We start from the raw sequence: 17,648 nt of genomic DNA on the forward strand, positions 1-17,648 counted from the left end.
TGGCCGCGCTGATGATCAATCCAGTTCCAGGTGCCTGATCAACTCGGCGACTGGCAGCGGCGGGGCTGCAATAAAGCCCTGGTAGCTATCACAGCCTTCTGTACGCAGAAAGTCGAGCTGTTCCGCGCGCTCGACGCCTTCGGCAAGGGTGCCGAGCCGCAGGCTGCGCGCGAGCGAGATGATGGCCGAGCAGATAGCGGCATCCTCGCCGTTGATATCGCATTCCCCGACAAAAGAGCGGTCGAGCTTGATGACATCGACCGGGAAGCGCTTGAGGTAGCTGAGCGAGGAATAGCCGGTGCCAAAGTCGTCAATTGCGATGCCAATCCCCATCGTCTTAAGCTGGCGAAGCACGTCGATGCACATCTGGTTGTTGGACGCCAGCACGGTCTCGGTGATTTCCAGTTCCAGGCTGCTCGCTGGGAGCCCTTCTTCGTGCAGAATGCTTGCGACCAGTTCGGCAAAATTTGGCTTCAGGAATTGTTTGCCGGACACATTCACGGCCACACGCGGAATCGCGAGCCCCTGTGCCTGCCATTGGGCCTGCTGCCGGCAAGCGGTGCGCAGAACCCACTCGCCAACGGTCACGATCAGACCACTCTCTTCAAGAATTGGAATGAAAACACTCGGCTGAATCATGCCTTCGCGCCCGTGCTGCCAGCGCAGCAGTGCCTCGGTGCCGATTAGCGCGCCGCTAGTGAGGTCAAACTGGGGCTGATAGAAGAGCACGAATTCGCCTTGCGCCAGCGCGTCGCGCAGACTGTTCTCGCGGTCGAGGCGCTCGGCGTGCTCACGCGCGAGTGCAGGTGTGAAGAACTGAAAGTTGTTACGTCCGGCATCCTTGGCCTCGTAGAGCGCCAAATCCGCGTTGCGAATCAGCAGATCGGCGGTTTCGCCAGCCTCGGGATAACGCGCGATGCCGATGCTTGATGGTGCATGCACCGCTTTGTTGTCAAGCCGATGCGTCTCGGCAAGCCGGGCGATGAACTCGCTGCCTTTGTTGCGAACATCCTCCAGTCCACCGACGCCGAGCAGCGCGATGACGAATTCATCGCCACCCCAGCGCGAGACTAAGTCCTCCTTGCGGGTAAGTTCGCGCAGGCGCTCGGCGACACTGCGAAGGAGTTGATCACCCACATCGTGACCCAAACTGTCGTTGACCTGCTTGAAGCGATCAAGATCGAGAAAAAGCACTGCTACCCGCGCCGATGGGTCCGTCAGCAAAAAGTAATCAAGCTGCTGGCGGAAATGGCTGCGATTGGCCAGCCCGGTGAGAATGTCGAAATGCGCCAGCTGATGCAGGCGTTGCTGCACTTCGCGCTGGCGGGTGACGTCGCGGATGTGAAAGTTGTATTCCAGCCTGGGTCCACCGCGCACCCGAGTGATGCTGAGTTCGGCCGGAAAGCTCTCGTGGGAAACGCGCGTTAGCACGAACTGGATGCGTCGATCGAGCACAAAGCGCCCTTCGCCGCTAAAGCCGGCGTTTAGCGCGGCGTTGAAGGCTTCGCGCTGATCAGTTGGAATGGCAATCTCGCCCAGTTGGCGACCCAGAGCCATGCGCCGCGAGCAGCCGAAGGTGCGCTCCGCGGCCGGATTAAATTCCACCACTTGCCCGCGACCGTCGATGGTAATAATGCAGTCGAGCACCGCATCAAGAATGGCGCTCTTGCGGGTTTCGCTCGCAGCCAGATCGTGCAGCAGCTGTTCCCGACGGTGAATTTCGTCGTTCACCCGGGCGAGTACATGATTGTACTGACGTGCGATCTGGCCAACCTCCGTGTGGGGCTCGCAACTGACGGGATGCGAAAAATCCCCGCGCCGGCTCTGTTGCTCCATCTCCCCGAGAAGATCGAGAATCTCGGTACTGGCACCATGCTCGGCGACATTGAGCCCCAGCCGTTCTTCCTCAAACGTGACGCGCAGCGGGTAAAAACGGTTAATGAGCCAGAGCGCCGCCAGACTCACCATGAAACTATAGGCGCCAATGCTCAGCACGCCGAGCGCCTGCACGCCGAGTTGCACAAGCCGGCCCCCAGTCGTGCCAAAGCTGTCCGCCGGCGCAAACAGCGCCACCGCCAGGGTACCCCAGACGCCGGCAAACAGATGCGCCGGAATGGCGCCCACGGCGTCATCGATGCGCCGGCGCTCGAGCCAACTCGTGCCCCAGGCGGCCAGCAGGCCGGCCACCAGCCCGATCAGGGCCGCAAAGGCTGGCGCCTGCAAGTGACAGGAGGCGGTGATGCCGACGAGACCGGCAATCACACCGTTTTGCAGATCCAACACCACCGGATAGCCGCGCCGAACATAGCTGTAGATCAGGCCACCGATACCACCGGCGGCACCGGACAGAAAGGTGTTGAACAGCACCAGAGGAACATCGGCATTCAGCCCTAAGGTGCTGCCGCCATTAAAGCCAAACCAGCCGAACCACAGCAGAATCACCCCCAGGGACGCAAGCGGCAAGTTGCCACCGGCAATGGCGCGGATGCCATGCTCGCTGAAGCGCCCACTGCGCGGGCCAAGCAGAAGCACCGCGACCAGGGCCGTCCAGCCGCCAACTGAGTGCACCACGGTGGAGCCGGCAAAGTCGATGAACCCAAGCTGAGCCAGCCAACCGCTCGCCTCGCCGCTGGCGGCACCACCCCAGGCCCAGTGCCCGGTGACGGGATAGATGAACGCCGAGAGCAAAATCGCAGTCAACCCATAGGCCAGGAAGCGCATGCGCTCGGCCACCGCTCCCGCGACAATGGTGGCCGCAGTGCTGCAGAACATCGCCTGGAAGAAGAAAAAACTCATCAGCCAGGGCGAGCCCGCGCCGTCGAACAGGAAACTGTCGCTGCCGACCAGCCCCGAGAGACTGGTGCCGAACATCAGCGCATAGCCGAACAGCCAGTAGACGAGCGCCGACAGGCACAGGTCCATCAGGTTCTTGACCGCAACATTGATGCTGTTTTTCGCCCGCACCAGGCCGGATTCAAGGCACAGAAAGCCGCCCTGCATCAAAAACACCAGGAAGGCGCACAGCAATATCCAGGCGATGTCTAATGCAGCGAAATTAGGCTCTGTGCTCATTGCTTAACTAGCCGCAATTGCGGGTCCGGCGGTAACAGCGGTGTATGATCGCGCCGCGCTCATTGCCATGCCGTCGGAATTGCGACCAGATTATGTTCGGCATTTGGCCAGTCTGTCGGCCCAGGCGCCGGGAGTGCGTCGCCGCTCGGCAGGTTCTCAGGTTAAAGGAATGTCACTTCCCCAGTGCTTAGATCGTGCATGGCTGGAACCACCAGCAGGTCGCCCTGATCCACCAGCGCTTTCAGGATTGGACTGCGGCGCAACACGTCGGCGACTTGCATTTTGGCGTTTGCCTCGGTGACGGCCTCGACGAATTTTCGATTGGTTGCATTGCGCGCCGCATCGGCAGCGACCGGCGTTGCATCAACGGCAGGCATAATCTTGTCCAACAACCCAGTCAGGTGACCCATTTCTACCCCGTCGCAGGCACCCATGACAGCACCGCACGCGCTATGGCCCATGATAACGATGACCTTGGAGCCAGCAACCTTGGTCGCAAACTCGAAGCTACCGAGCATGTCATCGTTGATCACATTGCCCGCCACGCGCGCAACAAAGAGATCACCCACGCCCTGATCGAAAATAATCTCGGGGGCCGAGCGAGAATCGAGACAAGAAAGAACCACCGCAAAAGGATATTGACCGGAAGCCGTGCTTTCGGCCTGCGCTCTAAGGTCACGATTGTGCGCATCCCCTTCAACAAACCGACGATTTCCCGCTTTAAGCTTTTCAATGGCCGAAGCCGGTGTCATCGCATCCTGCTTGGCGGCATCGAAGGTGATATAGGAACGATCAGTTGGAAGCTCCGCCGCAAACACCAGGGTTGGAACAAGAAACAAAAGGGCAATCGAGGTAGAGAAAAACCGGTGTGTCATATTTAAATCTCCCGCATGGCCAGAATGAATAAACTGCAACGCGTTACGCTGAAATCCCACACGCATGAAAGCGAGTGGCGCGCTTCGGTCAATGCGACTATAACATCGCCAGAGTCTACGCATACCCATTCAATGACTGTGAAAAAGCAGACTCAATCTGCGAGGAGGCCGGGACGATGAAGCTTTCCGCAAAACAGCAGATTCATTCTTCAGAGTGGCTAGGGCCATGAGCGTTAGACCGGCTAATGATCGCTGGCATCATGGCAACGCTGAAGTCCCCGTAAAGATAGCCCTCGCGAAAGCTCACCTCAGCACCGAGTTGCTCGGCCCATTGGCGGATTTCATCCGGGTGGCGGCAGTTGAATATCTCCGAGTCATCGGTCCCGCGCAGCAGGTTAAAGACAAAACCCTGCTCACTTGCGGCGAAACAGCGCTCGATGAAGCAGAATGTCTCGTATTTCGTCAGGGTATTCATCGCCCCGCTGCACAGATAATAGTCGGCGGCTGGCAGCGGATCCGTGAGCGCATCAAGCAGGCGGATGTCCTCGCCGGTGCGTTCGCGCGCGACTGTCACCATGCTCTGAAGCGTGTCCAAGCCGATGTAACGCCCAGGCAGGTCATTGTCTCGGGCGAGGTAGCGATGCAGGTCGCCAAATCCGCAACCAACGTCGACGAGCGTCAGCCTGCTGATATCCTCCGGCAGCAGCGCCCGCAGTGCCTCAAAGCGACACTCCTGGGTGTGGCGCGAGTTCCAGTGCACGCCCTCGGCCGTGGTTCCGTGTTGGTCGATGGCTTCTTGATAAAATTCCTGGGTGTCAACGCGGGGCATGGGTGAGCAAGGGCTGAACAGAGTGGATCATTAACAATGGATCAGTGAAACGGGCTCGATCATCGCGAACGCTGGCCTGATCCGGCTGGGCGCTATAGTACCATCGGTGTTTCCCCGAACTGCGAGAGCAAGACCGCCATGATCGATCAACCCGAGGCCGAGGCCGTTGAACAGTATTTGCTCAGCCTGCAGACACGTCTGTGCGATGCGCTCGCGCAGGCGGACGGCGGGGGCGTCTTTGGCGACGACCGCTGGACGCGAGCAGATGGCGGCGGCGGATGCAGCCGGGTGCTTGAGGAGGGCGCGCTGTTTGAAAAAGCCGGGGTTAATTTCTCCCATGTGCATGGCGCCGCCTTGCCAGCCAGTGCCAGCGCCGACCGACCCGAGTTGGCCGGACGGGGGTTTTCTGCCATGGGCGTGTCCCTGGTGCTGCATCCGCGCAATCCCTATGTGCCCACCACCCATCTGAATGTGCGTTTTTTCAGCGCCGAGAAGCCGGGGACCGAGCCGCTGTGGTGGTTTGGCGGCGGCTTTGATCTGACGCCCTATTATGGCTTTGAGGAGGACGCGCGTCACTGGCATCGCAACGCGCGCGCCGCCTGTGCCGACTTTGGCGATGCTCTTTACCCCGAACTCAAGTCTGCCTGCGACCGCTATTTTTATCTTAAACACCGCGCCGAGGCGCGCGGCATTGGCGGGCTCTTTTTCGATGACTTCAACCGCTTCGGCTTCGCGCGCAGTTTTGCCTTCATGCAGTCTGTTGCCGAACACTTCCTGCCCGGCTATCTGCCCATTGTCGCGCGCCGCCGGGAGCATCCCTGGGGCGAGCGCGAGCGGGCTTTCCAGATGATGCGCCGGGGGCGTTATGTGGAATTTAACCTAGTGCATGATCGCGGCACGCTGTTTGGGCTGCAATCCGGCGGACGGACCGAGTCCATTCTGATGTCCATGCCGCCAAGCGTGAGCTGGCGCTATAACTGGCAACCGGAGCCCGGCAGCCCGGAGGCGCGGCTGATGGAGGTTTTTCTTGTTCCCCGGGACTGGCTGGCTGGCTCGCAGGCTGGGGACGACAGATGCCTGGACAAATAATTCTTGCTGCAAAACAGCCGCTTCATTCGGTCAGGATTTTCGCCGACATCCTCTTTGCCATCATCGCCGGCAGGCTAGCGCGACTGTGTAGTGCGAGCCCTGCTTGAGCTTGTCGTAGTTGCCGAAGATGTCTTCCAGATAACGCTTGATGAACTGCCGCAGGCCATTAATGGTAACCACATAGAGCATGCCACCCGGATTGAGCCGCGCACGCGCGTCGTGCAACCAGAGCGTGAGCAGCTCCTTGCCGACTTTTGCCGGAATGTTGCTGACAATCAGATCAAAACGACGCTTGGGCTCGATCTGATCAAAACCATTGCTCAGGAGCACCTCGGCATTGTCCAATCCATTGAGCGCGATATTCTTGCGTGCAAACTCCACCGCGACAAAATCCTTATCCACCAGCAGCACGCGCCCCTGCGGGGCCAGACGCGCCAGGGTGAGGCCGATGGGACCATAGCCGCAGCCAAGATCGAGACAGTCGGCGTCGGGCGCCACCTCGATTCGCTCCAGCAGCAGTCGGGTTCCAGCATCAATTTCGCGCGGGGAAAACAGCCCCCAGGTTGACTGAAGATGCAGTGGCTGCCCTGCCAACTCGGCCTGAAAACTGATGGGACGCCGCAGACTGGCGAGCTGGGATGGATCGATCATGGCGTTTCCTGTTGGATGTGGATCACGGGCAGCTTGGAAAAGACAGGCGGAATTCTAACGCCTCGGCCCGCCTGACATGGCCTGAAAGACTGTCACCATTCTTTAACCAATCGGCCATAAACTAGCTGCCCCGGACTGCCTTGACACGCATTGCCTTGATACTGGCTGGCCCCCTAGCCCACCGCGCGGCTTGCGCCAGACCAGGGCCATCTTCGCAAGCAGTTGCTGACCCCAATTGTCGATCTTAAGGTGCCCCAATGCCGACCGTTCTGATCGTAGACGACGAGCCCGACATTCGCGAACTCATTCGCTTCAGCCTCGAAGAAGCCGAATTTCGCGTCCTTGAGGCCGCGCACGCCGATGAAGCCCGCAAGCAGATTAGCGGCGATCCGCCAGACCTGCTTCTGCTCGATTGGATGCTGCCGGGCCGGTCAGGCCTTGAGTTAGCGACGCAACTCAAGCAGAGTGCGCGCACCAAGAACATCCCCATTATCATGATCAGCGCCCGGGGCGAAGAGGAAGACCGCGTCAAGGGCCTGGATACCGGGGCCGATGACTATATCGCCAAACCCTTCTCGCCGCGCGAAATGATCGCCCGCGTCAAGGCCGTGTTGCGCCGCAGCCAGAGTGAACAGCAACAGGATGCGATCGAAATTGGCGGTCTGCGCATCGACCATATTGGCCATCGCATCAGTGCCGATGGCCAGCCCATCACCATCGCACCAACAGAATACAAGCTGCTGCATTTTTTCATGACCCATACTGATCGCGCCTTCAGCCGCTCGCAACTGCTTGATCATGTCTGGGGGGATCAGGTCTATGTGGAGGAGCGCACCGTCGACGTGCATGTCCGGCGCCTGCGCAAAGCGCTCGAAAGCACTGGTCATCAGCATCTGCTGCAAACCGTGCGAGGCGTTGGCTACCGGTTCTCGGACAAATGACCCAGCCAGAAGCAGAGGACACAAGACCGCCGGGGCCGATAACGCCGGCCACCAGCGGTTTTCGCCCCCCGCAGCCATGGTTGGATCACTGGTTATCGCGATCCAGCAACAACCTGGCGCGAGACACACTCGCGGAAGTCGGCGCCTTGCTGCTGGTGCTAGGCGCTGCAGCTGGCCTGCAGCTGGCCGGCCTGCACTGGGGCAGCGCCCTGGTCATCGCCCTGATGCCCTATCTGGGGCGTCATCTGCTGTTACTCGTGCGTCTGGTGCGATTGATCCGCAAGCAGCATCGGCTGATCCCACCCTTTCCGCTTGGGCTCTGGGGCGAAGTTTATCGCACCATTGCCCGCTATCAGCAGCGCGGACGCAAGGGGCGCAAACGCCAGTTGCGCTTCACACGACGCTTTCGCGAGGCGGCCAATTCGGTGCCCGATGCACTGGTCGTGCTAGACAAAAACAGGCGCGTGGAATGGGCCAATCCCGCCGCCGCCGCTCTGATGAACGTGCAATTCCCGCGCGATGAGGGCAGAGAGCTAACAGACGTCTTTCCGCACGAATCGCTCGAAGACTATATTTCCGCCGGCGACTACAGCCGCCCGATTGACATGACCCCTGAGCACAATCAGTCACTGATGCTGTCGGTGCGGCTCACGCCCTTTGGCGAGCGCAAAAAGCAGCGCCTGGTCGTTGGGCGTGATATTACCAAGGTGTACCATCTAAACATGATCCGGCGCGACTTCGTCGCCAATGCATCGCACGAGCTGCGCACCCCCCTGACGGTCATCACCGGCTTTCTCGAACGCCTGAACGACTCGCCTCAGACACCGGCAGGCCACCGTCGCCCGCTCGCTCTGATGCGCGACCAGAGCGAGCGCATGCGCTCCATTATTGAAGATTTGCTCGTACTTTCGCGCCTGGAGATGGACCATCGCACCACCCAGATCACCGCCGTTGACGTGACGGAACTGGTCAACGCTATTGTCTCCGAGGCACGTATTCTGTGCAGCGAGAGCCATCCCTTCACGCTGGACATGGACCCGGAACTCAGCCTGCTTGGCAATCAGAACGAACTCTACAGCGCTTTTTCCAACCTAATCTTTAACGCGGTCAAGCACACTCCAGCCGGCACTGAGGTGCAGATTCGCTGGAGGGAGATGGGCATCAGCCCGTGCTTTTCTGTGAGGGACAGTGGTCAGGGGATCGCGGCTGAGCATTTGCCGCGTTTGAGTGAGCGCTTTTATCGCGTCGACAAGGCACGCTCACGCGAGTCAGGGGGGACCGGGCTTGGCCTTGCGATTGTCAAGCATGTGCTTAATCGCCACGACGCGCAGCTTAGAATTGCCAGCGAGCTTGGCGCTGGCAGTCTCTTCAGTTGCTATTTTCCGCCAGCCAGCCGTCTGCGTCAGGACTCGGCTGTCGCACTGGTAGCCACCAGGTAGCGCTTTACCCAGAAAGAAACAGTGGATTTACCCGCCAAGGTGAGCGGGTCCGAAGCTTTGAGAGTTAGGCCATCAAATCAATCAGGGTGCCAACCATCTCATCGGCAGTGCGGATCACACTCGCCGAGGCCTCGGTTGCGCGCTCCCCAACACCAAGATTGACCAGCGGCCCCGCCAAATCGGCACTCGAACTCTCACCGGCATTGACCGTGGTCTGCTGGGCGATGTTGTTCGCCGCGTTAGTCACCGTCTGATAGCCGCGTTGCATGCCGGTGAGGCCAGCGCCCATCATCCCAACACTCATGTCTGCCATTGCTTCCTCGACTTGGTTGCTTGTGATTGGTGTTGCCTGACTCTCATGGTCCCGGTCACCCCAGAGCAACAATTCCTGCGACCCGTTGTAAAAGTCTAGTCCGCCAGAGGGCACTTAGCCCATACCCCGCCAAAAAATGCGACCCCAATCACAAAAATTGATCAGCCAAGACGCTTCCCATTGCGGTTTCATTCCAGAGCGGCGGCCCCCAAGTTCTCGACTTGAGCGAAACCGCCAGCTTCCCATTGTGACCTTGTTGGTTAAGAGGTCGGGAGATTCGCGCAAAAAGCAACCGCATTCGAGCCGAGGCATGTTTTAAATGATTTTCGCCTTCGACAACAGCTATGCCCGTCTGCCTGATCGCTTCCACGCCCGGGTTATACCCACAGCGGTCGCACAGCCGGCCCTGCTGCAGGTCAACGAGGATTTTGCGCGGCAGCTTGGGCTCAACCCAAGCGAGTTGCACACCCAGGAGGCAACGGACATCTTCGCCGGCAACCGCCTGCCAGAAGGCGCCGAGCCCCTGGCGATGGCCTATGCCGGGCACCAGTTCGGAAGCTTTGTCCCTCAGCTTGGAGACGGTCGGGCGATCTTGCTTGGCGAACGGGTCACGCCGGATGGCGTGCGCGTCGACATTCAGCTCAAAGGCGCGGGGCGCACGCCCTTCTCGCGCTCCGGTGACGGGCGCGCCTGCCTCGGCCCGGTGCTGCGCGAATACTTGATCAGCGAGGCCATGCATGCGTTCGGCATCCCGACCACGCGCGGACTGGCCGCCGTCGCCACTGGCGAACCAGTCTATCGCGAGCATCCGCTACCGGGCGCCATCCTGACCCGTGTGGCGAGCAGCCATGTCCGTGTTGGTACCTTCGAGTACTTTCGCGCACGCCAAGACTCTGAGGCACTCAAAACCCTGGCTGACTATGTGATCGCCCGCCACTTCCCCGCACTGGCCGAAACGGATCAAACTTACTCCGGATTGCTGGACGCAGTCGCGACGCGGCAGGCGGATTTGATTGCCGCATGGATGAGCGTTGGCTTTATTCATGGGGTGATGAACACCGACAACATGTCCATTGTCGGCGAGACCATCGACTACGGTCCCTGCGCCTTCATGGACAGCTATGATCCGACGACGGTTTTCAGCTCGATCGACTATCGCGGTCGCTATGCCTACGGCAACCAGGCGCGCATCGCCCACTGGAATCTCTCCAGCCTGGCGATGTCGCTCAAGCCGCTGCTAGAGCAGGAATCCGACCAGGCTGCGGCGCGTGCCACCGCCGCGCTCGATCATTTTCAGGCGCGCTTCGATCAAGCCTGGCTCGCACGCTTTGGATGCAAGCTGGGCCTAGCCGATGCGCAGTCAGAGGACCGGGCGCTGATTAAAGACTTTCTCGACCTGCTCGAACAACACCAGGCCGATTTCACCAACAGCTTCCGCGCCCTCAGCTCGGCGCTCGAGGATGGTGGCGACGCCCTCGCTCGGGAGGTTGGGCAGCGTGACCATGGGCAAGCCTGCTCCCCCTGGCTTGCACGCTGGCGCGAACGCCTGGCTGGCGACCCGCTGACGGATGCCGAGCGCAGCCAAATGATGCGTCAGGCCAATCCGGCGGTGATACCGCGTAATCACCGCGTCGAACAGGCACTGGATGCCGCAGAGAAGGGGGATATGCAGCCCTTTGAGCGACTGCTCGCAGTGGTGCGAGAGCCCTGGGATGATGCCAAGAACAATACGGGCGACGATGCGCGAGATTATGCTGAGATCAGCGCCTTCTATCAGGCCCCACCAAAACCGCAGGAAGTGGTGCAATATACCTTTTGCGGAACCTGAGCGCGCCAGCCGGACGCTCGCAAACGACTGCCGCCAGCCGCCACATCTTGCTATGATTCGGGCTTCTCGGGACGAGCGGATCTGAAACAGGTCAAAATCCCCGTCCAGCATTTACCGGAGCCACGAACGCCATGATCGACAAACGCCTGCTGGAAATCCTCGTCTGCCCCGTCACCAAGGGTCCGTTGGTCTTCGACAAGGACAAATCCGAGTTGATTTCCATCTCCGGGCGGCTCGCTTATCCGATTCGCAACGACATCCCAGTGATGCTCGAGGACGAGGCCCGTCAGTTGAGCGAGGACGAGGCCGAGGCCCTGCGCAAAGGTGCAACCGCCAGCTAAGTCGCCCCAACAGACCCACCCGCCAATGCCGGGCAACACCTTTCCATGTGATCACTCAAGGGGCGATCACTTAATGGGGGATCACTTAAGGCCCCCTGCCTGCATCAATGGTCTGGTACCGGTGCTGCGATCAGGCCGCTGGTCTCGCTCATTGGGCGTGGTCGCTGCCTGAGCGTCTGATCCTCCTGCCATGTTCCTCGCCTGGATTGTCCTGATCCCATTCATTGGCGCCCTGCTGCCGCCCTTCGCAGTGTGGTTGGCGCCAAAACCCTCCTGCGGAGCGGCGGCGGCCTTCGCTGCGGCATTGGTCAGTTCTGCTGCGCTGATCATTGCACTCAACCACACGCCGGATGTCTTTGCCGGCGGCGAGGTGCATGTCGCCATCCCCTGGATTCCGCAAATCGGGCTGACGCTGGCGCTGCGCTTCGACGGCCTGGCCATGGTTTTTGTGCTGCTGATATTAGGCATCGGGCTGCTGGTCATTCTCTACGCCCGGTTTTATCTGGTGAAATCCGATCAGGTCGCGCGCTTCTTTTCCATTCTGCTGCTGTTTCAGGGCGCCATGCTCGGCATTGTGCTCTCGGATAATCTGCTGCTGCTGGTGGTGTTCTGGGAGCTAACCAGCCTGACCTCCTTTCTGCTGGTCGGTTTCGACCCGCGCTCCATTGAGGCAAGGCGCGGCGCGCTCATGGCTCTGGTCATTACCGCCGGCGGCGGACTCTGTCTACTTGCGGGCTTTCTACTGCTGGGTTCGGTCGCTGGCAGCTTTGCGCTGTCCGAGGTACTGGCCGCTGGCGAGCAAGTCCATCAGCATCCGCTCTATCTGCCCATCCTGATCCTCATTTTGCTGGGCGCCTTTACCAAATCAGCCCAGTTTCCTTTCCATTTCTGGCTGCCCTCTGCCATGTCGGCGCCCACCCCGGTGTCGGCCTATCTGCACTCGGCGACCATGGTCAAGGCGGGGATATTTCTGCTCGCGCGCTTCTTTCCCGTCTTTGCCGAGACCGATGTCTGGTTTTATCTGGTCGGCGGTGTGGGGCTGACCACCTTCTTGCTCGGCGCCTATTTCGCCATCTTCAAGCACGACATCAAGGGGCTGCTGGCCTATTCCACCATTAGCCATTTAGGGCTCATCACCTTTCTGTTCGGACTGGGCACGCCGCTTGGCGCGGTAGCCGGGCTCTTTCATGCCATGAACCATGCAGTGTTCAAAGCCTCGCTCTTCATGGCCGCTGGCATTATCGATCATGAAACCGGCACCCGGGATATGCGCCGCCTGTCGGGATTGTGGCACTTCATGCCCATCACCGGCACCCTGGCGATGGTCGCGGCGGCGGCTATGGCCGGCGTGCCGCTGCTCAATGGTTTCTTAAGCAAGGAAATGTTTTTTGCCGAAACGGTGCATCATGACTGGCTCGGCCATCTCGACTGGCTACTGCCGGTCGCCGCCACCGCCGGGGGTATCTTTGCCGTCGCCTACTCGGTGCGCTTTATTCACGATGTCTTCTTTGGCGGCCCTCCCCGCTATCTCGACCACGCCCCCCATGAGCCTGCGCGCTGGATGCGCATCCCGGTTGAGATTCTTGTCGCGCTCTGCCTGGTGGTGGGAATTTTTCCCGAGCAGACCGTGCGCCCATTGCTCGATATCGGCGTGCGCAGCATGCTGGGTTTCGAGCCGAAATACGATCTGGCCATCTGGCACGGCTTTTCCTTCCCACTGCTGATGAGCTTTATCGCGCTAATCGGCGGAATGCTGCTGTATCGGATGCGCGGGTGGCTGTTTAATCTGCACGATAAACTCTTCCCGCCGACCAGCGCTGCCTCGGCCTTTCAGCGCATCGCAGCCGGAATGCAGCGCTTCGCGCGCGCGCGCATGCAACGCCCGGCTCGGGCATCGCTGCAAGGCTCCATTGCCTGGCTGTTGGCCACGGCACTGGTGGTAGCCATTCTGCCGGTGGTACCGGCACTGATGGGAATCAAACTCGGCGCGCTGCTCGAGTTGCTCGGCACCTTCAAGCTCAGCCCGGTCGACCTGCCGAGCATTGGCGGTGCCGTTATTCTGGCGGTGGCCCTGGCTGGCGTGGTGGGTCTGCGCCGGCAGCGCCTGCAAGCCACCATTCTGATTGGCGTCATCGGTCTTGTCTTAAGCCTCGCCTTTGTGCACTTCTCAGCGCCCGACCTGGCGTTGACGCAACTCTCGGTCGAGGTGGTCACCACCATTTTGCTGCTGCTGGTGCTGTATTTTCTGCCCCAGGCAGATATTGCGCGGCTGTCGCGCTGGCGGCGCACGCGCGATCTACTCCTGGCCGTCGCCGCCGGCTCCGGCGCGGCAGCCCTGTCCTTCGCGATTATGAGCGCCGACTCACCAAAAATTGCCGGCTATTTTCTTGAAGCATCCAAGCCAGCCGCCGGTGCGGGCAATGTGGTCAACGGCATCCTGGTCGATTTTCGCGGCTTTGACACCCTGGGCGAGATCACGGTGCTGGCCATCGCCGCCGCCGGTATCTTCGCCATGCTGCGCGGCATTCGCCTGCGCACGCCACCGCGCGATCTCCTTGGTCACACCTGGTCGCCCGACGCACATCCAGTCATTCTGGCCATGCTCTCGCGCCCGCTGCTGCCAATGGCGCTGCTGGTGGCGGTCTTTATGCTGCTGCGGGGGCACCATGAGCCGGGGGGCGGCTTCATTGCCGGATTGATTGCCAGTATCGCGCTGATTCTCCAGCAGCTGGCCAGCGGTCAGCAATGGTCAGCCGAGCGCCTGCGGCTGAATTACACCCGGCTGATCGGCGCGGGCTTGATCCTGTCACTGGGCACGGGGCTCGCGGCCCTGGTCTTTGGCCGACCTTTCCTGACCAGCGCCTTCTGGCATGGCGAGCTGCCACTGATCGGCGAGCTGGAATTCGCCAGCGCCATGGCCTTTGATGCCGGCGTCTTTCTGGTGGTGCTGGGGACTGTGATGCTGATTCTCGACAACCTTGGGCGGCTAAGTGGCCATCGTCAGCGTGGAAAAAGGGCGCGCCGGCAAGGTCCTGACGGTATCGATCAGGGATCAAAGGCCAAAGCGCCGGTTATTGCGCCCGCCATTGCACCGGCCATCTCACCGGCCATCGCGCCTTCAAGGGGTGTCCCATGGAAGCCCTGATTGCGGTTTGCATTGGACTCCTGGTTGGTGGCGGCGTCTATCTGCTGCTGCGCTCGCGCAGCTTTTCCGTCGTGCTCGGACTCACATTGCTGTCCTACGCAACCAATCTGTTGCTCTTTGCCTCTGGTGGACTCAAGACCAACCAGGCGCCTCTCATCCACCAAGGCGGCCCCTTCGCCGACCCCTTGCCCCAGGCGCTGGTCCTCACCGCCATTGTGATCGGCTTTGCCATGACAGCCTTTATGTTGGTGCTGGCCCTGCGTGCGCTCAATGACTTGGGCTCGGATCGCGTGGACGCCAGGCAGCGTGGGGAGGAGCGGTGAATCACCTGCTGATCGCGCCAGTTGCCCTGCCGCTCACAGCGGGCGCGGCTCTCTTGATCCTGTGGCGCGCACCCCTGCGGCTGCAGCGGGCGCTGAGCCTGCTGGCCAGTCTGGGGCTGGTTGGCATTGCCACCGCGCTGCTATGGAGCGCCAGTCATCAGGGCATTCAGGTGTATCTGATCGGCGACTGGCCGGCGCCCTATGGGATTTCTTTGGTGCTCGACCGCCTTGCGGCCCTGATGCTGGCGCTAACGGCGCTGCTTGCCCTCTTTGCGCTGGCCTATGCCATGACCGGTGGCGACCGCGCCGGGCGGCATTTTCATGCGTTGTTTCAGTTTCAACTGCTGGGCATCAACATTGCCTTTCTGACCGGCGATTTGTTCAATCTGTTTGTCGCCTTCGAGATCCTGCTGATCGCCTCATACGGCCTGCTGCTCCACGGCGGCGGTGCGGAGCGCACCCGCGCCGCGCTGCACTATGTGGCGCTCAATCTGGTCGGCTCGTTGCTGTTCCTGATCGGCTTGGGCACCCTTTATGCCGCCACCGGCAGTCTGAACATGGCCGATCTCGCCAGCCGCATTGCGACGCTACCAGCGGAGGACGCCAAGCTGGCCCGGGTCGCCGCCATGCTGCTGCTGAGCGTCTTCGGGCTCAAAGCGGCGCTAATCCCGCTGCATTTCTGGCTGCCAGGCACCTATGCCGCCGCCTCGGCAGCGGTGGCCGCCCTGTTCGCCATCATGACCAAGGTCGGCATTTACGCCATCATCCGCCTGACCACCCTCGTTTACGGCTCGGGTGAGACGCCGATGCTCGAGTGGACGGCACCCTGGCTGCTGGTGGCGGGGCTGGCCACCATCGCCATCGGCACCCTGGGCGCCATGGCCAGTGACGATCTGCGCGAACTGATCGCTTATCTGGTGGTGGTCTCAGTCGGCACTCTGGTGGCTGGCATCGCGCTGGCCACCCCGGCAGGCTTAAGCGCCAGCCTCTACTATCTGGTGCACAGCACCCTGGTCACGGGCGGGCTGTTCCTGCTGGCCGAGCGCATTGCCAACGCGCGCGATGGCAGCGCGCGGCTCAGCGATGGCAAGCGTCCGCCGCCCTCGCATCAGCTCAGCTGGGTGTTTTTTCTGGCCGCCATCGCCGTGGTTGGCATGCCGCCGCTCAGCGGTCTGATCGGCAAAGTGCTGCTGCTGAAGGCCGCACAGAACCAGAGCGCACTCATTCCGCTCTGGACCCTGGTGCTGCTATCCAGCCTTCTGCTAGTGCTGACCCTCACCCGCGCCGGTATTTTGCTGTTCTGGCGCGGCCCCATGGCCAGTCTGACCCAGCCAAGACCACTGCCCTGGCTGATCGCGACCGGACTGCTTGGCATGAGTCCGCTGTTGGTGATTCTGGGCGGGCCGATTGTCAATTGGACTGAAGCCACGGCGGCACAGACACTCGATGCGCAGGCCTATGTGCGCGCCGTGGAAAAAAGCGCGCCTATTGTGCTGCGGGATTCTGGAGACCACTGATGCTGAGATCCCGACTGCGCACCTGGTTTCCCCATCCGCTGCTGAGTCTGACGCTGCTCGCCATTTGGCTACTGCTCAACAACAGCCTGAGCCCGGGCAACATTTTGCTGGGCGCGACCCTGGCTTTAATTCTCTCGCGCCTGACGGCCAATTTCTGGCCGGAGCGGCCACGGCTGCACAAACCGCTGAAGCTGCTCGCCTATCTGGTGCAGCTGTTTGGCGATATCCTCGTCGCCAATCTGCAAGTGGCGGTGCTGATTCTCGGGCCGCGCAAACGCCTGCGCCCGACCTTTGTCGAGTTGCCGCTGGAGCTGACCGACCCCTTCGCCATCACCGTGCTGGCCAGCGTGATATCACTGACACCGGGCACTGTGTCGGTCGATGTCATCGCCCCCTCGCCAGGTCACAAAGCCAGCCCTGCGAATACCCGCTCGACCCTGCTGGTGCATAGCCTGGATGCCGAGGACGCCGAGCGCCTGTGCCAACACCTGAAACAGCGCTACGAAGCCCCGCTGCTGGAGATTTTCCGATGATACTGACCACCACGGTGCAGATCGCACTCGCCATGATGACCCTGGCGCTGCTGCTCAACCTGTGGCGACTGATGCGCGGCCCGGATACCTCCGACCGCATCCTGGCGCTCGATACCCTTTACATCAACACCATCGCACTGCTGGTGCTGCTCGGCATCCATTTTGACCGTCAGGCCTATTTCGAGGTCGCGCTCATCATTGCCATGATGGGCTTCGTCGGCACTGCGGCCCTGTGCAAGTATCAATTGCGCGGCGACATCATCGAGTAACACCTGAGCCTTCAAGCACACTAGCCCGAGCAACCAAGCCCATGATGGTCGAAATTCTGATCTCCGCCTTCGTGCTCATTGGCGCCTCCTTCGCCCTGATCGGCTCCATCGGCCTGCTGCGCCTGCCCGACTTCTACACCCGCCTGCACGGCCCCACCAAGGCCACTACCCTGGGCATCAGCGGCATGTTGATCGCCTCCGGGCTCTACTTTAGTACCACCACCGAGGGCATCAGCCTGCACGAGGCTCTGGTGCTGCTGTTTTTGTTCATCACAGCCCCGGTCAGCGCCCATCTGCTCGCCAAGGCAGCCCTGCATCGGCGAGTTTATTCCATCGCCAAGCCACCGGAGAGCCGCCCCCGCGTTTGACCGACAGCCCTGTCCAGGCCAAAGAGGCGCATCAATTCACACCTATACCAAAACCCTTTGAGATTTCGGCTTATTCTGGGCCGAGTGACGGACACGGGGGCGCTGAGGCTTTTGT

16 protein-coding genes are annotated in these 17,648 nt (G+C 60.9%); 11 read left to right on the plus strand and 5 right to left on the minus strand.

Annotation, left to right across the window (positions count from 1 at the left end):
• Positions 1 to 15: 15 nt before the first annotated feature.
• The 3 genes from amt to Thiofri_RS14015 form a co-directional block, all read right to left on the minus strand.
• On the minus strand, positions 16 to 3,072 hold the full coding sequence (amt, locus tag Thiofri_RS14005) for an ammonium transporter (protein ID WP_009147116.1): 3,057 nt from the start codon (positions 3,070 to 3,072) through the stop codon (positions 16 to 18).
• 161 nt (positions 3,073 to 3,233) lie between these two features.
• Positions 3,234 to 3,947, minus strand: a complete 714-nt coding sequence (locus Thiofri_RS14010) for a carbonic anhydrase family protein (protein WP_009147115.1) — start codon at positions 3,945 to 3,947, stop codon at positions 3,234 to 3,236.
• Positions 3,948 to 4,149: 202 nt separating this feature from the next.
• A complete protein-coding gene (locus Thiofri_RS14015) occupies positions 4,150 to 4,776 on the minus strand; it encodes a class I SAM-dependent methyltransferase (protein ID WP_009147114.1) in 627 nt (208 codons plus the stop codon).
• A 138-nt stretch (positions 4,777 to 4,914) separates the two neighbouring features.
• On the opposite strand from Thiofri_RS14015, the gene hemF reads away from it, so the two are divergent.
• Positions 4,915 to 5,865 carry an oxygen-dependent coproporphyrinogen oxidase gene (gene hemF, locus Thiofri_RS14020; RefSeq protein WP_009147113.1) on the plus strand — a complete coding sequence of 317 codons (951 nt, stop codon included), beginning with the start codon at positions 4,915 to 4,917 and terminating at the stop codon, positions 5,863 to 5,865.
• 60 nt (positions 5,866 to 5,925) lie between these two features.
• Here hemF and Thiofri_RS14025 read toward each other — a convergent pair whose 3' ends face one another.
• Positions 5,926 to 6,516 carry a class I SAM-dependent methyltransferase gene (locus Thiofri_RS14025; RefSeq protein ID WP_009147112.1) on the minus strand — a complete coding sequence of 197 codons (591 nt, stop codon included), beginning with the start codon at positions 6,514 to 6,516 and terminating at the stop codon, positions 5,926 to 5,928.
• A gap of 257 nt (positions 6,517 to 6,773) precedes the next feature.
• Here Thiofri_RS14025 and phoB point away from each other — a divergent pair, with 257 nt between their 5' ends.
• Positions 6,774 to 7,457 (plus strand): phosphate regulon transcriptional regulator PhoB, encoded by a 684-nt coding sequence (gene phoB, locus Thiofri_RS14030; protein ID WP_009147111.1) that lies wholly within the window; start codon positions 6,774 to 6,776, stop codon positions 7,455 to 7,457.
• Positions 7,458 to 7,537: 80 nt separating this feature from the next.
• The gene (phoR, locus tag Thiofri_RS14035) at positions 7,538 to 8,896 is read left to right on the plus strand and encodes a phosphate regulon sensor histidine kinase PhoR (RefSeq protein ID WP_223296668.1); all 1,359 of its coding nucleotides are present in this window, start codon (positions 7,538 to 7,540) and stop codon (positions 8,894 to 8,896) included.
• Between the two features lie 64 nt (positions 8,897 to 8,960).
• Here the strand turns inward: phoR and Thiofri_RS14040 are convergent, their stop codons facing one another.
• Positions 8,961 to 9,200, minus strand: coding sequence for a flagellar basal body rod C-terminal domain-containing protein (locus Thiofri_RS14040; protein WP_040855014.1), 240 nt, complete (start codon positions 9,198 to 9,200; stop codon positions 8,961 to 8,963).
• A 328-nt stretch (positions 9,201 to 9,528) separates the two neighbouring features.
• On the opposite strand from Thiofri_RS14040, the gene Thiofri_RS14045 reads away from it, so the two are divergent.
• From Thiofri_RS14045 to Thiofri_RS14080, 8 genes are all read left to right on the plus strand, one after another.
• Entirely contained in the window at positions 9,529 to 11,037 is a 1,509-nt protein-coding gene (locus Thiofri_RS14045; RefSeq protein ID WP_009147108.1) for a protein adenylyltransferase SelO, read from the plus strand.
• Positions 11,038 to 11,171: 134 nt separating this feature from the next.
• Positions 11,172 to 11,378 (plus strand): Trm112 family protein, encoded by a 207-nt coding sequence (locus tag Thiofri_RS14050; RefSeq protein ID WP_040855012.1) that lies wholly within the window; start codon positions 11,172 to 11,174, stop codon positions 11,376 to 11,378.
• A gap of 190 nt (positions 11,379 to 11,568) precedes the next feature.
• Positions 11,569 to 14,523, plus strand: coding sequence for a monovalent cation/H+ antiporter subunit A (locus Thiofri_RS14055; protein WP_009147106.1), 2,955 nt, complete (start codon positions 11,569 to 11,571; stop codon positions 14,521 to 14,523).
• Complete coding sequence (locus Thiofri_RS14060; protein WP_009147105.1) at positions 14,511 to 14,846, plus strand: Na+/H+ antiporter subunit C; 336 nt, start codon at positions 14,511 to 14,513, stop codon at positions 14,844 to 14,846. Before Thiofri_RS14055 ends, Thiofri_RS14060 begins: the two co-directional genes overlap by 13 nt.
• The gene (locus Thiofri_RS14065) at positions 14,843 to 16,363 is read left to right on the plus strand and encodes a monovalent cation/H+ antiporter subunit D (protein WP_009147104.1); all 1,521 of its coding nucleotides are present in this window, start codon (positions 14,843 to 14,845) and stop codon (positions 16,361 to 16,363) included. Before Thiofri_RS14060 ends, Thiofri_RS14065 begins: the two co-directional genes overlap by 4 nt.
• A complete protein-coding gene (locus Thiofri_RS14070) occupies positions 16,363 to 16,896 on the plus strand; it encodes a Na+/H+ antiporter subunit E (RefSeq protein WP_009147103.1) in 534 nt (177 codons plus the stop codon). Before Thiofri_RS14065 ends, Thiofri_RS14070 begins: the two co-directional genes overlap by 1 nt.
• On the plus strand, positions 16,893 to 17,165 hold the full coding sequence (locus tag Thiofri_RS14075; protein ID WP_009147102.1) for a K+/H+ antiporter subunit F: 273 nt from the start codon (positions 16,893 to 16,895) through the stop codon (positions 17,163 to 17,165). Before Thiofri_RS14070 ends, Thiofri_RS14075 begins: the two co-directional genes overlap by 4 nt.
• A gap of 41 nt (positions 17,166 to 17,206) precedes the next feature.
• Positions 17,207 to 17,533, plus strand: coding sequence for a Na+/H+ antiporter subunit G (locus tag Thiofri_RS14080; protein WP_009147101.1), 327 nt, complete (start codon positions 17,207 to 17,209; stop codon positions 17,531 to 17,533).
• Positions 17,534 to 17,648: the final 115 nt, after the last annotated feature.

The organism is Thiorhodovibrio frisius (assembly GCF_033954835.1).
GTDB classification, from domain to species: Bacteria; Pseudomonadota; Gammaproteobacteria; order Chromatiales; family Chromatiaceae; genus Thiorhodovibrio; species Thiorhodovibrio frisius.

Bases quoted from the DNA above. Each gene is read 5' to 3' on its own strand.
- amt (WP_009147116.1), bottom strand. From the start codon at position 3,072: ATGAGCACAGAGCCTAATTTCGCTGCATTAGACATCGCCTGGATATTG.
- Thiofri_RS14010 (WP_009147115.1), bottom strand. From the start codon at position 3,947: ATGACACACCGGTTTTTCTCTACCTCGATTGCCCTTTTGTTTCTTGTT.
- Thiofri_RS14015 (WP_009147114.1), bottom strand. From the start codon at position 4,776: ATGCCCCGCGTTGACACCCAGGAATTTTATCAAGAAGCCATCGACCAA.
- hemF (WP_009147113.1), top strand. From the start codon at position 4,915: ATGATCGATCAACCCGAGGCCGAGGCCGTTGAACAGTATTTGCTCAGC.
- Thiofri_RS14025 (WP_009147112.1), bottom strand. From the start codon at position 6,516: ATGATCGATCCATCCCAGCTCGCCAGTCTGCGGCGTCCCATCAGTTTT.
- phoB (WP_009147111.1), top strand. From the start codon at position 6,774: ATGCCGACCGTTCTGATCGTAGACGACGAGCCCGACATTCGCGAACTC.
- Thiofri_RS14040 (WP_040855014.1), bottom strand. From the start codon at position 9,200: ATGAGTGTTGGGATGATGGGCGCTGGCCTCACCGGCATGCAACGCGGC.
- Thiofri_RS14045 (WP_009147108.1), top strand. From the start codon at position 9,529: ATGATTTTCGCCTTCGACAACAGCTATGCCCGTCTGCCTGATCGCTTC.
- Thiofri_RS14055 (WP_009147106.1), top strand. From the start codon at position 11,569: ATGTTCCTCGCCTGGATTGTCCTGATCCCATTCATTGGCGCCCTGCTG.
- Thiofri_RS14060 (WP_009147105.1), top strand. From the start codon at position 14,511: ATGGAAGCCCTGATTGCGGTTTGCATTGGACTCCTGGTTGGTGGCGGC.
- Thiofri_RS14070 (WP_009147103.1), top strand. From the start codon at position 16,363: ATGCTGAGATCCCGACTGCGCACCTGGTTTCCCCATCCGCTGCTGAGT.
- Thiofri_RS14075 (WP_009147102.1), top strand. From the start codon at position 16,893: ATGATACTGACCACCACGGTGCAGATCGCACTCGCCATGATGACCCTG.
- Thiofri_RS14080 (WP_009147101.1), top strand. From the start codon at position 17,207: ATGATGGTCGAAATTCTGATCTCCGCCTTCGTGCTCATTGGCGCCTCC.